The 13252-nt window shown below is 70.4% G+C and carries 12 protein-coding genes; 8 read left to right on the forward strand and 4 right to left on the reverse strand.

What is annotated here, in order from left to right; all coding sequences use genetic code 11:
- Window positions 1–179 precede the first annotated feature (179 nt).
- The 3 genes from AB0L75_RS09460 (at window position 180) to AB0L75_RS09470 (ending at window position 4754) form a co-directional block, all read left to right on the forward strand.
- Entirely contained in the window at window positions 180–1910 is a 1731-nt protein-coding gene (locus AB0L75_RS09460) for a PQQ-binding-like beta-propeller repeat protein (protein WP_365177654.1), read from the forward strand.
- Window positions 1911–2019: 109 nt separating this feature from the next.
- Window positions 2020–3843 carry a PQQ-binding-like beta-propeller repeat protein gene (locus AB0L75_RS09465; RefSeq protein WP_365177657.1) on the forward strand — a complete coding sequence of 608 codons (1824 nt, stop codon included), beginning with the start codon at window positions 2020–2022 and terminating at the stop codon, window positions 3841–3843.
- 227 nt (window positions 3844–4070) lie between these two features.
- The gene (locus AB0L75_RS09470; RefSeq protein ID WP_365177660.1) at window positions 4071–4754 is read left to right on the forward strand and encodes a LuxR C-terminal-related transcriptional regulator; all 684 of its coding nucleotides are present in this window, start codon (window positions 4071–4073) and stop codon (window positions 4752–4754) included.
- A gap of 117 nt (window positions 4755–4871) precedes the next feature.
- Here the strand turns inward: AB0L75_RS09470 and AB0L75_RS09475 are convergent, their stop codons facing one another.
- Together AB0L75_RS09475 and AB0L75_RS09480 are read right to left on the reverse strand one after the other, a co-directional pair.
- Complete coding sequence (locus tag AB0L75_RS09475) at window positions 4872–5213, reverse strand: hypothetical protein (protein WP_365177663.1); 342 nt, start codon at window positions 5211–5213, stop codon at window positions 4872–4874.
- Between the two features lie 20 nt (window positions 5214–5233).
- Window positions 5234–6925 (reverse strand): sodium:solute symporter family protein, encoded by a 1692-nt coding sequence (locus AB0L75_RS09480; RefSeq protein ID WP_365177666.1) that lies wholly within the window; start codon window positions 6923–6925, stop codon window positions 5234–5236.
- Between the two features lie 179 nt (window positions 6926–7104).
- Here AB0L75_RS09480 and galT point away from each other — a divergent pair, with 179 nt between their 5' ends.
- Genes galT through galK form a run of 3 tightly spaced genes read left to right on the forward strand, consistent with a single transcriptional unit; the run spans window position 7105 to window position 10279 of the window.
- Window positions 7105–8166 (forward strand): galactose-1-phosphate uridylyltransferase, encoded by a 1062-nt coding sequence (gene galT, locus AB0L75_RS09485; RefSeq protein WP_365177669.1) that lies wholly within the window; start codon window positions 7105–7107, stop codon window positions 8164–8166.
- A complete protein-coding gene (galE, locus tag AB0L75_RS09490) occupies window positions 8163–9125 on the forward strand; it encodes a UDP-glucose 4-epimerase GalE (RefSeq protein WP_365177672.1) in 963 nt (320 codons plus the stop codon). Before galT ends, galE begins: the two co-directional genes overlap by 4 nt.
- On the forward strand, window positions 9125–10279 hold the full coding sequence (galK, locus tag AB0L75_RS09495) for a galactokinase (RefSeq protein ID WP_365177675.1): 1155 nt from the start codon (window positions 9125–9127) through the stop codon (window positions 10277–10279). The genes galE and galK overlap by 1 nt, the downstream gene beginning before the upstream one ends.
- Before the next feature lie 63 nt (window positions 10280–10342).
- Here the strand turns inward: galK and AB0L75_RS09500 are convergent, their stop codons facing one another.
- Window positions 10343–10792, reverse strand: coding sequence for a GNAT family N-acetyltransferase (locus AB0L75_RS09500; RefSeq protein WP_365177678.1), 450 nt, complete (start codon window positions 10790–10792; stop codon window positions 10343–10345).
- A 317-nt stretch (window positions 10793–11109) separates the two neighbouring features.
- On the opposite strand from AB0L75_RS09500, the gene AB0L75_RS09505 reads away from it, so the two are divergent.
- Window positions 11110–11877 (forward strand): response regulator transcription factor, encoded by a 768-nt coding sequence (locus tag AB0L75_RS09505; RefSeq protein ID WP_365177681.1) that lies wholly within the window; start codon window positions 11110–11112, stop codon window positions 11875–11877.
- Here the strand turns inward: AB0L75_RS09505 and tamR are convergent.
- Complete coding sequence (tamR, locus tag AB0L75_RS09510; protein ID WP_365177684.1) at window positions 11836–12333, reverse strand: MarR family transcriptional regulator TamR; 498 nt, start codon at window positions 12331–12333, stop codon at window positions 11836–11838. The genes AB0L75_RS09505 and tamR overlap by 42 nt on opposite strands.
- 104 nt (window positions 12334–12437) lie before the next feature.
- Here tamR and AB0L75_RS09515 point away from each other — a divergent pair, with 104 nt between their 5' ends.
- Window positions 12438–13250, forward strand: a complete 813-nt coding sequence (locus tag AB0L75_RS09515) for a trans-aconitate 2-methyltransferase (RefSeq protein ID WP_365177688.1) — start codon at window positions 12438–12440, stop codon at window positions 13248–13250.
- The last annotated feature ends 2 nt before the right edge of the window (window positions 13251–13252 follow it).

Here is a 13252-nt window from a genome sequence, read left to right on the forward strand (position 1 = left end):
GCATAACGACGGCATCACAGGCCGGTCGTCCCTTGGGAACAGCGGCGGATCCGAGCCCGTGCGCTGTCAGTACCGGGTGATAGAAAGGGCCGTCTGAGAACTGTCTGAGTAACGACCCAGGGTCCGTCAAGAACCTCAGGGCGTGGCTAAAAATCAGTGAACGAGGGGGAAGAGCGCTGATGACTCAGCCGCCCAACCAGCCGCCGGAGGGCGGCTTCGGAGCGCCACCGGGCCAGCCGCCACAAGGCGGCGGCTTCGGCGCTCCCGGTGTACCGCCCACGCCCCCGCCGCCGGCCCAGCCGCCCGCCGTCCCGCCGCAGCCGCCCCAGCCGGGCTACGGCCATCCCCAGCAGCCGGGCCCGTACGGCGCGCCCACCGCAGCGGGCACCCCGGGTCTCTACGGCTATCCGCAGCAGCCCGGCCCGTACGGCGCGCCGCCGCAGCCCGGTTTCGGCCAGCAGCCGCCGTACCCGGGCGCGCCCGGTGCCATGCCGGGCGGCAGGCCCAAGGGGAGGACCGCGCTGATCATCGGCGCGGCGGTCGCCGCGCTGCTCGTCATCGGCGGCACGGTGTACGCGGTCACGAGCGGCGACGGCAAGAAGAAGCCGGTCGCCCAGCACAGCGACGACCCCAAGCACTCCGCCACCACCGCGCCGAGCGCGTCGAGTTCGACCGGCGGCGGTGACGACCCGGAGAACCTCAACGCGGGCCGGCAGGCCGGCGAGGCGAAGGTGCTCTGGTACAAGTCGGCGCCGGACACCCCCGGTTCGGGCGCCGACGCGCCGGGCCTGTGGGTCACCGGCAAGACGGCGGTGAAGGCGGCGTACAAGCAGGTCTTCGGCTACAGCGTCGGCGACGGCAAGCCCGCCTGGAGCCCGATCACCTTCCCGCAGAAGATCTGCGCGGTCACCCCGGAGCCCTCGGCAGACGGCAAGGTCGTCGTGGCGTACATGAACGGCACGGACAGCAAGGCCGAGTGCAACCAGCTCCAGCAGATCGACCTGGACACCGGCCAGAAGGGCTGGAGCGGCAGGACCGACCACCGCGGGGCGTTCGACATCCAGGTCGAGATCGACCTGACCATCAGCGGCGAGACGCTGATGGTGGGCCGCTCGGGGGCGGGCACGGCGTACGACGTCGACAGCGGCAAGAAGCTGTACGAGAAGGGGGAGTACGGCGGGTCCTGCGCTCCGTCCGGGTACGCGGGCGGCGCCGGCCGGCTGATCCAGGCGTCCTCCTGCGCCCCGTTCGAGCCCAACGAGCACTACGAGATCCAGGAACTGGACCCGGCCACCGGCAAGGTCAAGTGGAACCAGCCGGTCAAGAAGGGCTGGGAGGTGACCAAGGTGTACTCCCTGGACCCGCTCGTGGTGTACCTGACCAACCCGGACAAGAAGGCCTGGAACATCTCCACGTTCACCAAGGACGGCAAGTTCCGCTCCGAGGTGAAGGTCGACGAGAAGTTCGCGCCACGCTGCGGCTTCCTCGACCAGGGTCTGCAGGGCTGTCAGGGCGTCGCGGCCGACGCCGACACGCTGTACCTGCCGACGGACACCACCAGCACCGCCAACGAGATCGTCGCGATCGGCCTGGCCGACGGCAAGGCGCGGTGGCGGGCCAAGTCCCCGGCCGCCGAGCCGATGTACCCGGTGAAGGCCGAGGGCGGCAAGCTCGTCGCGTATGTGGAGCCGTCGTACGACGCGGGCGGCCAGGTGGTGTCGATCCCCGTCACCGGTTCCTCTCCCAGGACCACCAAGCTGCTGCAGAACCCGCAGGGCACGGCCGAGATCGAGGGCGCCTTCTACGACGGTGTCGTGGGCTGGGCCGACGGGCGGTTCTTCATCTCCGCCGGCCGGCTGTCCGGCAGCGGGCAGTCGAAGGAGAAGATGATCATGGCCTTCGGCAACTGAGCCGCGTCCCGGCTCCCCCTGTTCGTGGCGAAACCCTTCGCCGTATCCCTGTCCCTTCGCCGTATCCCTTCGCCGTACGGCTTTCGAGCCTCACCGAGGTATCCGTCCCATGACTCAGCCGCCTCCTCCGCCGCCGAACCAGCCCCCGCAGCAGCCCGGTTTCGGCCCCCCGACCCCGCCGCAGCCGCAGCCTCCGCAGCCTCCGCAGCCGCCGCAGGCCCCGCAGCCCCCTCAGCCGCAGCCCGGCTACGGCTACCCGCAGCAGGCACCTCAGCCGCCCCAGCCGCAGCCCGGTTACGGCTACCCGCAGGCCGCGCCGGCCCCGCAGCCGCCCCAGCCCGGCTACGGCTACCCCGGCGGACAGCAGCCCGCCGCCCCCTACGGCGGCCAGCCGCAGAACCCGTACGGGCAGCCCGCCCAGCCGGGTTACGGCTATCCGGGCCAGCCGCCGACCGTGCCGATGCAGCCGCAGCCGGGACAGAGCGGCGGCGGGCGGAACAACACCACGCTGATCATCGTCGTCGCCGCGGTCGTGGCCATCGCGCTGATCGTCGGCGGCGGCTTCTGGTACGCCAACTCCTCCGGGGACGACGGCAAGACGCACCACACCGCCTCCTCCAGCGGCGGCACCGGCGGCAAGAGCGGCGGCGGCACCGGGGGCGGGACCGGCGGCAAGGAGAAGGTGCCGGCCAACCCCGCGGGCAAGGTGCTGTTCGAGGTCCCGCTGCCCACCGCGAACGACTCGATCAGCACCGAGGGTTCGTGGCTGACCGACAAGGTGTACGCCAAGAGCGGCATGGCCGAGATCGTCGGCTACGACCCGGTCAAGGGCACGAAGCTGTGGACGATCCCGCTGCCCGGCCCGGTCTGCGCGGCCAGCCCGCATGCCACGTCCGACGGCAGGACCGCGATCGTCTACCAGCCGAAGTGGAACACGAAGAAGGACATTGCCGGGTGCACACAGATCTCCGCGATCGATCTCAACGCGGGTAAAAAGCTGTGGACGAAGTCGGTCAACTCCGGTGACTATCCCATCAGCTACCGGAATGTGACGGTCGCTCAGCGCACCGTCGCGGTCGGCGACAGCAGGGGCGCCGCCGCCTTCGACATCGACTCGGCCAAGCCGCTGTGGCTGCCGAAGGTGGGCGACGCCTGCTACGACAACGGCTACGGCGGCGGCGACAAGCTGGTCGCCGTGCGCAAGTGCGGAGACTCCGACAACAAGCAGCTGCTCATCCAGACGCTCGACCCGAAGACCGGGAAGGTGATCTCCGAGTACAAGATGGACCCGGGGATCCAGTACGCCTCCATCGTCTCCACCGACCCGCTCGTGGTGGCCGCCGACGTCGGCGACAGCGCCGGTGACGGCAGCGAGGTCTCGGACTACTTCTCCATCGACAACAAGACCGGCAAACTGCTCGCCCACATTTCCGCGCCGGGCAAGAACTACGGCGGCAAGTGTGACGGCCTCTACGTCATCGAGGCCTGCAAGTCGATCGTCGCGGGCAACGGCAAGCTGTACGTGCCGACCGAGGAGCACGACGGCAACGGCTCCTTCGGCAGCACCAACGAGATCGTCTCCTTCGACCTGAACACCGGCAAGCCGACCGGCCAGCGCCTCGAAGCCGGCGACGGCTATCTGCTGAGCCCGCTGCGCATGGACGGCGGCAACCTGATCGCCTACAAGAAGCCGCCCTACGACAAGGGCGGGCAGGTCGTCAGCATCGACGGCGGATCCTTCAAGGCGACCACGCTGCTGCAGAACCCGGCCTTGAACGGCGAGCGGAGCGCAGAGTCCAACATGCTGCCGGAGGACTCGGAGATCCTCTTCGGCGACGGGCGTCTGTACATGTCGCAGGTCTACGCCAAGGAGAAGGGCTGGGCGTCGGACGGCAAGGAGGACCTGGTGGCCGCGTACGGCACGAGCGGCTGACCGGCGCGCCGACGCCGTAGCGTGTCTCGCCCGAATGGGTGACTTACCGAGAAGTGCCCCGGATTTCATCGATCCGGGGCACTTCTCATCAAGAGGGGCAGCAATACGTCGAACAAGCGTGTAGCTTCCGGGGGCATGAAGGGCGGGGTGCCGGGGGGCCCTCTGTCCTTGCGGACCATTGGACGTCCATAGTGGGGCATCCATGGGGGGGACTGGGGGGTTGCTCTATGGGAGTACGGCTCATGGTCGTCGACGACCATCGCCTGCTCGCGGAGGCGTTGGCGTCGGCGCTCAAGCTGCGCGGGCACCGGGTGCTCGCCGCGGCGGCTCCGGCCGCGGGCGCGGCGGACCTGGTGATCGCACGGGCGCCGGAGGTGTGCCTGCTGGGTACGGCGGCACCGGCCGAACCGGGTGTCTTCGACCCGGTGGCGAAGATCAAGCGGGACCGGCCGCAGGTGGCGGTGGTGGTGCTCGGCCCCGTGCCCTCGCCGCGCGGGATCGCGGCGGCGTTCGCCGCGGGCGCCTGCGGGTATGTGCGGCACGACGAGCGGATAGAGGGCGTCGAGCGGGCGATCATGAAGGCGCGCGCGGGGGAGGCGGCGGTCGCTCCGCAGCTGCTCCAAGGGGCCTTCGGGGAGCTGCTCAACCCCGCCGCACAACCTGACGACGAGGCCCAGCGGTTGCTGTCGATGCTGACGCCGCGGGAGGTCGAGGTCCTGGTGCGGGTGGCCGACGGGGAGGACACGCGGCTGATCGCGGCCGGGATGCGGATCGCGCCGAGCACCGCGCGCACGCATGTGCAGCGGGTGCTGATGAAACTGGGGGTGGGGTCGCGCCTGGAGGCGGCGGCGCTGGCCGCGCGCACGGGTCTGCTGGACCGGGCGGGCCCACTGAACCCCGGCCCGGATTAGGCACTGGTGCTGCGGCGGGTCACGTCGGGCGCTGCTCGCGGAGGCTGAGCTGCAACCCCCAGGGGCGCGGGGAACTGCGCGACCAGCCCCCGCGCGCCCGCAGTCGGGAACGGCGCTCTACTCCCCGTGCGTCTCCTCCGGCGAAACCGCCGGAGGCGTCGGCCTGAGTTTGAGCCAGGCCAGGAAGAAGATGCCCAGCAGCAGCATGCCGATCCCGGTCCAGAGGTTGATGTTGACGCCCTGGGCCTTGTCGATGGCGGACTGGGAGTCGGTGATGCCGGTGATCGTGACGATGACGCCGTACACCACGAACAGGCCGCCGATGATGCGGCGCAGGTCGAAGATGCGGGCCGCGGTCGCGGACTTGCCCTCCAGCTCGGTGACTTCCCGCTGGACGTCCTCCTCGCTGTAGTGGAAGGGCTCGTGACGGCGGTCGGAGTGCTCGGAGTTGTCGCTCATGGTTCCTCGGTCCTTCCGTGTCAGAACGAGAACGGGATGTAGCAGGCGGCGGCCAGTACGACCGCGCCCCAGCCCAGCAGGGCCGGCTTGCGGTACCAGGCGTCGTCGCCGGCGGCGGGCGCCTCGGCCATGCCGGGGGAGCGGGTGCCGTAGACGAGCCCCTGGAGTTCCTCCGCCGGCTTCGGCTTGGTGAAGAAGGACACCGCGACCATCACGACCGCGCCGGCGACGAAGCCCGCGATCGCGGAGACGAAGTTGGCGCCCTGGTCGGAGGGGATCGAGATGATGCCCTTCTTGTAGAGCACGAAGTAGTTGACCATCGCGGTCACGGTGCCCGCGAGCAGGCCCCAGAAGCCGGACTTGGCGGACGCGCGCTTCCAGAACATGCCGACGATGAAGACGACGAACATCGGCACGTTGAAGAAGGAGAACAGCGTCTGCAGGTAGCTCATGATGTTCGAGAACGAGGACGCCAGGAACGCCGTGCCGACCGAGGCGGCCACGCCGATCGCGGTGATCAGGCGGCCGAAGCGGACGTAGTACGCGTCCTCGCGGCCGCGCACCACGTACTTGGCCCAGATGTCGTTGGTGAACACGGTGTTGAAGGACGACACGTTCGCCGCCATGCCCGCCATGAAGGCCGCCAGCAGACCGGTGACCGCGATGCCGAGCACGCCGTTGGGCAGCAGCTCCTGCATCAGGTACGGGATGGCGTCGTTGTACTGCAGGCCGGAGCCGGAGGAGCCGATCTTCGGTACGAGCGCGGCGGCGACCAGGCCCGGGATCATCACCAGGAAGACGATGAAGATCTTCGGGTAGGCGGCGATCAGCGGGGTGCGCTGGCCGGCCGAGAGGTTCTTCGCGGACAGGGCGCGCTGCACCTCGGCGAAGTTGGTGGTCCAGTAGCCGAAGGAGAGGACGAAGCCGAGGCCGAGGACGATGGTCAGCCAGTTGGCGCCGAGCGGGTTGACGCTGCCGATGCCGGTCCCGCCCCAGGCGGTCGTGAAGTTGTGGCCGTGGGTCGCGGTGAGCTTGTGGGTCAGCCCGCCCCAGCCGCCGACCTTCTTCAGGCCGAGGATGGTGATCGGGATGAGGGCGGCCAGGATCACGAAGAACTGGAGGACCTCGTTGTAGATCGCGGAGGAGAGGCCGCCGAGCGTGATGTACGCGAGCACGAACGCGCCGGCGACGACGATGGCGACCCACTGCGGCCAGCCGAGCAGCGCCTCGACGACGATCGCGAGGGCGTAGAGGTTGACGCCCGCGATCAGGATGGCGGCGAACGCGAACAGGATCGAACTGAGCAGGTGAGCGGCCCGGTCGAAGCGCAGCAGCAGGAACTCGGGGACCGAGCGGACCTTGCTGCCGTAGTAGAAGGGCATCATCACCAGGCCCAGGAAGACCATGGCGGGGATGGCGCCGATCCAGTACCAGTGCACGGTGTAGGCGCCGTACTGGGCGCTGTTCGCGGCCATGCCCAGGATCTCGGTGGCCGCCAGGTTCGCCGAGATGAAGGCGAGGCCGGTGATCCAGGCGGGCAGCGAGCGTCCGGAGAGGAAGAAGTCGAGGCTGGTCTTCACCGAGCGGCGGGCCGCGAAGCCGATGCCGAGGACGACGACGAAGTAGATCGCCAGGATCGTGTAGTCCAGCCAGTTGGTGGGGAGCCGTAGTTCCGCCGCCAGATACAGGGGGCTGTCTGTGGGGGTTTGCATGAGAACTCGCTTCGTTGCGCGAACTGATCCAGAGCGGAACCTACGTCTCCGCGTTCAGTAATTGAACACTTCTGTTGGTGTTCTTTGTTTGATTGTGATGATCCTAGGTGTTGTCGGGTTGTGGTCTGTTATGTTTGATTGTGTTGAGTGATTGGGTGCGGGACGTAGAGGAGTCCGGCGTGAAGAAGACCTCGACCCGGCTGGCCGACGGTCGTGAGCTGATCTACTACGACCTCCGGGACGACACCGTGCGGGACGCCGTCGACCGCCGGCCCCTGGACCGCACGGTGACCACGTCCGAGATCCGCCCGGACGTGCTGCTCGGCGACTCGGTCGCCGTCGCCTCCCACCGGCAGGGCCGCACGTACCACCCGCCGGCCGACGAGTGCCCGCTGTGCCCGACGCGGGGCGACCGGCTCAGCGAGATCCCGGACTCGTCGTACGACGTCGTCGTCTTCGAGAACCGGTTCCCCTCGCTCGCCGGCGCCTGTGGCCGCTGCGAGGTCGTCTGCTTCACCTCGGACCACGACGCCTCCTTCGCCTCCCTGAGCGTCGAGCAGGCCCGTCTCGTGCTGGAGGCCTGGACGGACCGGACGTCGGAGCTGTCGCATCTGCTCTCCGTCGAGCAGGTCTTCTGCTTCGAGAACCGGGGCGAGGAGATCGGCGTGACCCTCGGTCACCCGCACGGACAGATCTACGCCTACCCCTTCACCACCCCCCGCACCGCGCTGATGCTCCGCTCGCTCGCCGCGCACAAGGAGGCGACCGGCGGGGAGAACCTGTTCGACGCCGTTCTGGAGCGGGAGCTGGCCGGCGAGCGGGTCGTCCTTGAGGGTGAACACTGGGTCGCTTTCGTGCCGTACGCGGCGCACTGGCCGTACGAGGTCCACCTGTACCCGAAGCGGCGCGTCCCCGACCTGCTCGCCCTCGACGAGGCGGCACGCACAGAATTCCCCCAGGTCTATCTGGAACTCTTGAGGCGCTTCGACCGGATCTTCGGCACCGGTGAGCCTCCGACGCCGTACATCGCGGCCTGGCACCAGGCCCCGTTCGGCCCGCTGGCGGAGTTCGACGGGGTGACGAGGGACGACTTCGCGCTCCACCTCGAGCTTTTCACCATCCGCCGCACTTCCGGCAAGCTGAAGTTTCTCGCGGGTTCCGAGTCCGGCATGAGCGTGTTCATCAACGACGTGCCGCCGGAGCGCGCGGCCGAGCGACTGCGAGAGGTAGCGAGTTCATGAAGTACCTGGTGACGGGCGGCGCGGGTTACGTCGGCAGTGTCGTGGCCCAGCATCTGCTGGAGGCCGGCCACGAGGTCACCGTCCTCGACAACCTCTCCACGGGCTTTCGCGAGGGCGTGCCGGCGGGCGCCACCTTCATCGAGGGCGACATCCGCGACGCCGCCAAGTGGCTCGACCCCTCCTATGACGGCGTGCTGCACTTCGCCGCGTCCTCGCAGGTCGGCGAGTCGGTGGTGAAGCCGGAGAAGTACTGGGAGAACAACGTCGCCGGCTCCCTCGCCCTGCTCGGCGCGATGCGCGAGGCGGGCGTCCGCAAGCTCGTCTTCTCCTCCACGGCGGCGACGTACGGCGAGCCGGAGCAGGTCCCGATCCTGGAGACCGCCCCGACGAAGCCGACCAGCCCCTACGGCGCCACCAAGCTCGCCGTCGACCACATGATCACCGGCGAGGCGAACGCCCATGGCCTCGCGGCGGTCTCGCTGCGCTACTTCAACGTGGCGGGCGCGTACGGCGCCTACGGCGAGCGCCACGACCCCGAGTCGCACCTGATCCCCCTGGTCCTCCAGGTCGCCCAGGGCCGCCGCGAGGCGATCTCGGTCTTCGGCGACGACTACGCCACCCCCGACGGCACCTGCGTCCGCGACTACATCCACGTGGCGGACCTGGCCGAGGCCCATCTGCTGGCCCTGACCGCCGCGCGGCCGGGCGAGCACCTGATCTGCAACCTCGGTAACGGCGAGGGCTTCTCCGTCCGCGAGGTCATCGAGACGGTCCGCCGGGTCACCGGCCACCCGATCCCGGAGATCGTGGCCCCGCGCCGCGGCGGCGACCCGGCGGTGCTGGTCGCCTCGGCGGACACCGCCCGCGAGAAACTGGGCTGGAACCCGACCCGCGCGGATCTCGCGGGCATCGTCGCGGACGCCTGGGAGTTCGCGCAGCACATCACAAGGGAGCACTAGTGGGGGCACAGCAGGTCGCGGAGCGCTTCGCCGAGCTGTACGGCGCCGAGCCGGAGGGGGTGTGGGCGGCGCCGGGCCGGGTCAACCTGATCGGCGAGCACACCGACTACAACGACGGCTTCGTCATGCCGTTCGCACTGCCGCACCGTGCGACCGCGGCGGTCTCCCGCCGCACCGACGGCGTCCTGCGCCTGCACTCGGCGGACGTCCAGGGCGGGGTCGCGGAGCTGCGGCTGGACGCCCTCGCCCCGCAGAGCGACGAGGACTGGACGGCGTACCCGGCGGGCGTGGTCTGGGCCCTGCGCGAGGCGGGCCACGCCGTCACCGGCGCGGACGTCCACCTGTCCGCCACGGTCCCGACGGGCGCCGGCCTGTCCTCGTCCGCCGCGCTGGAGGTCGTGATCGCGCTGGCGCTCGACGACCTGTACGAACTCGGTCTGCCGCGCTGGAAGCTGGCCCGGCTGTGCCAGCGCGCCGAGAACGTCTACGTCGGCGTGCCGACCGGCATCATGGACCAGACGGCGTCGGCCTGCTGCGAGCAGGGCCACGCGCTGTTCCTGGACACCCGTGACCTGTCCCAGCAGCAGATCCCCTTCGACCTCGCGGCCGAGGGCCTGCGACTGCTGGTCGTGGACACCCGGGTCAAGCACGCGCACAGCGGCGGCGAGTACGGCAAGCGCCGGGCGGGCTGCGAGAAGGGCGCGGCCCTCCTCGGCGTCGACGCCCTGCGGGACGTCCCGTACGACGGCCTGGACGCGGCGCTGGCCCGGCTCGGCGACGAGGATGAGGTACGGCGCCTGGTCCGCCACATCGTGACGGAGAACCACCGCGTCGAGCGCGTCGTGGAACTCCTCCGTGCCGGTGACACCCGTGCGATCGGCCCGGTCCTCACCGAGGGCCACGCCTCCCTGCGCGACGACTTCCGCATCTCCTGCCCGGAGCTGGACCTGGTCGTCGACACGGCGCTCGGGGCGGGTGCGCTGGGCGCCCGGATGACCGGCGGCGGCTTCGGCGGTTCGGCGATCGTCCTGACCGAGGCCGACGACGTCGACACCCACACCAAGGCCGTCGAAGAGGCCTTCGCGGCAGCGGGCTTCACCGCCCCGCGGGTCTTCGAGGCGGTGCCTTCGACGGGGGCGCGGCGTCTGGTCTGACGTCCGCGGCTCGGGGTGGGGTGGCGCCGGGTGTCGGACCTGGCTTCCTCCGCGGTGCCGGTCTCACGGTGCCGGTAGCCGCTTGGTCAGCGTGTACTCCGTGATGCCCGGTGGGTAGTCGGGGATCACGGACACCACCTCGTAGCCCTGTCTCTCGTAGAAGCGGGGGGCCTGGAAGTCCCAGGTCTCCAGGCGGGCGGCGGTGCAGGAGCGCTCGGTGCGGGCGATGTGCTCCGCCCTCGCCAGCAGGCGCGAGCCGAGGCCCGTGCCGCGGTGGGCGGCGTCGACCCACAGATAGGTGACGTGCAGCCAGGTCGTCCAGGTGTGGCCGACCAGGCCGCCAGCCAGGTCGCCGGCGCGGTCCAGGGCCCAGACGTGCAGGGGGACTTCGCGTTCGCCGGGCGTGCCGCGCAGGGCCGCGAGGACCGGGGACGCCGCCGTGTCGGTGTCCCGCAGCCGGGAGCGGAGCAGATCACGTCGGCCTTTGTCGACTTCCGCCTCAATACGAAACATGCGGCACACGATAAACGCGACGGACGACCAGTTCTGTAAATCCGCTTCCGCTGCGTGCTGTCATCCGTACTCTGTGGAACAGCACCGGTGGGGGCCGGTGCCGCTCAGGGGGCGAGACAGGCGGGTACGGCGCCCGCGGTGGGGTAGCAGTTTCCGCGACGGCGGCGGCCGTGCGGCGCGCGTCCTTGTCCGAAGGTGTCGTACCCGCACGGGTCGTCGTTCTCCGCACCTGTCCGGTCCTGCGGACCGGCTGACGGCGGGTCTCTCCAGGCCTTTGTCGTCCCCTGCTCCAACTGGAGCCTGGGGAAGGGGGTTTCGTGGTTCGTATCCGAGTCCTGGTCGTGGACGACCACCGTATCTTCGCCGAGTCGCTCGCTGCCGCCCTGGCCGCCGAGCCGGACGTCGACGTCTCCGCCGCCGGCAGCGGCCCCGCCGCGCTGCGCTGCCTGGAGCGGGCGGCCGGTGAGGGCCGCCGCTTCGACGTCCTCCTGGTCGACGCCGACCTCGGCGGCCATGTGCCCGGCACCCGCCCGGCGGTGCCCGTGCAGGAGGGCGACGAGGAGGGACTCGTCGACGGGATCTCGCTGGTCGCGGGCGTGCGCTCCGCCCAGCCCGCGGTGCGGATCGTGGTGCTCGCCGAGAAGGACGACCCCCGCCGGGCGGCGCTCGCCCTGCAGGCCGGTGCCTCCGGGTGGGTCGCCAAGGACTGCTCGCTGTCCCGGCTGCTGACGGTGATCCGGGGTGTGCTGCGCGACGAGACCCATCTGCCGCCCGCCCTGCTCACCGGCGTGCTCAGGGAGCTGACGGCCGCCCGCCGGCACCGCACCGAGAGCGAGCGGCTGGTGGAGTCCCTCACGCCCAGGGAGCGGGAGGTGCTGCGCTGCATGGTCGCGGGGCTCGGCAGGAAGGCCGTCGCCGAGCGGCTGTTCCTCTCCCCGCACACCGTGCGCACCCATATGCAGAACGTCCTCGGCAAGCTCGGCGTCCACTCGACGCTGGCCGCCGTGGCGCTCGCCCGCCGCGCGGGGGTCGGGCCGGCCGACCTAACCGGGGAGGTTGTCGAACGGGGCGGTCAACTGGCGTAGCAGACCGGCCAGTTCAGCGCGCTGGGCGCGGGACAGCTCGCCGAGGATCGCCCGCTCCTGCTCCAGCAGCCCGGCCAGTGCCTGGTCCGCGCGGTCCCGGCCGGTGTCGGTGAGCCGGACCAGCACGCCCCGCCGGTCGCTCGGGTCGGGCAGCCGCTCCACCAGGCCCTTCTTGGCCAGCCGGTCGATGCGGTTGGTCATCGTGCCCGAGGTGACCAGGGTCTGTGTCAGCAGCTGGCCGGGGGAGAGCTGGTACGGCGTGCCCGCGCGCCGGAGCGCGGTCAGCACATCGAACTCCCAGGGTTCGAGCTGGTGCTCGGAAAACGCGAGCCGGCGTGCGCGGTCCAGGTGCCGAGCCAGCCTGCTCACCCGGCTGAGCACTTCCAGCGGCTCCACGTCGAGGTCCGGACGCTCCCGGCGCCACGCTGCGACCAGCCGATCGACCTCGTCCTCCATGGAGATCAGTGTAGTGGTTGTGTCGACATGAAGTCTCTTGATGTCGAGTCTCTCGATATCGATTCTCTTGACATCGAGATATATGGGCGGGGACAGTGGCGGGTATGACGAAACCCATCTGGGATCCCGGTCAGTACCTGCGGCACGCCGGTCACCGGGCCCGCCCCTTCACCGACCTGCTCGCCCGCGTCCCGGACCCGCCCGCGCAGCAGCCCCGCATCGCCGACCTCGGCTGCGGCCCCGGCAACGTCACCGTCCTGCTCACCCGGCGCTGGCCCACCGCCCATGTCACCGGCTACGACAACTCGCCCGAGATGCTCGACCGGGCCCACACCGAGCACCAAGGCCAAACGGCCGGAGGCGGCCGGCTGGACTTCGCCCACGCCGACGCCCGCACCTGGGTACCGGAAGAGCCGTACGACCTGATCGTCTCCAACGCCACCCTCCAGTGGGTGCCGGGGCACGCCGACCGCTTCGCCGACTGGATCGCAGCCCTCTCGCCCGGCGGCACCTTCGCCTTCCAGGTCCCCGACAACATCGACGCCCCGCTGCACGCCCTGATGCGCGAACTCGCCGGCACGCCCCGCTGGAAGGCCCGCCTCGCCGACGTCCTGCGCCACACCGACTCCGTGCACACCCCCGGCGCCTATCTGGACCGCCTCGCCCGCCTCGGCTGCGCCACCGACGTGTGGCAGACGACCTACCTCCACGTCCTTGAGGGCGAGGACCCGGTCCTGGACTGGGTGAAGGGGACCGGCCTCAGGCCCGTCCTGACCGCGCTCGCCGACGACCCCGAGGCACGGGACGCCTTCCTCACCGAGTACCGGGACCTGCTGCGCGCGGCCTACCCCAGCGCGCCGTACGGCACGGTCCTGCCCTTCCGCCGGCTGTTCGCGGTCGCCGTGAAGGAGGGCTGAGG

It is taken from the genome of Streptomyces sp. NPDC052101 (genome assembly GCF_040680235.1).
Lineage (GTDB): Bacteria > Actinomycetota > Actinomycetes > Streptomycetales > Streptomycetaceae > Streptomyces.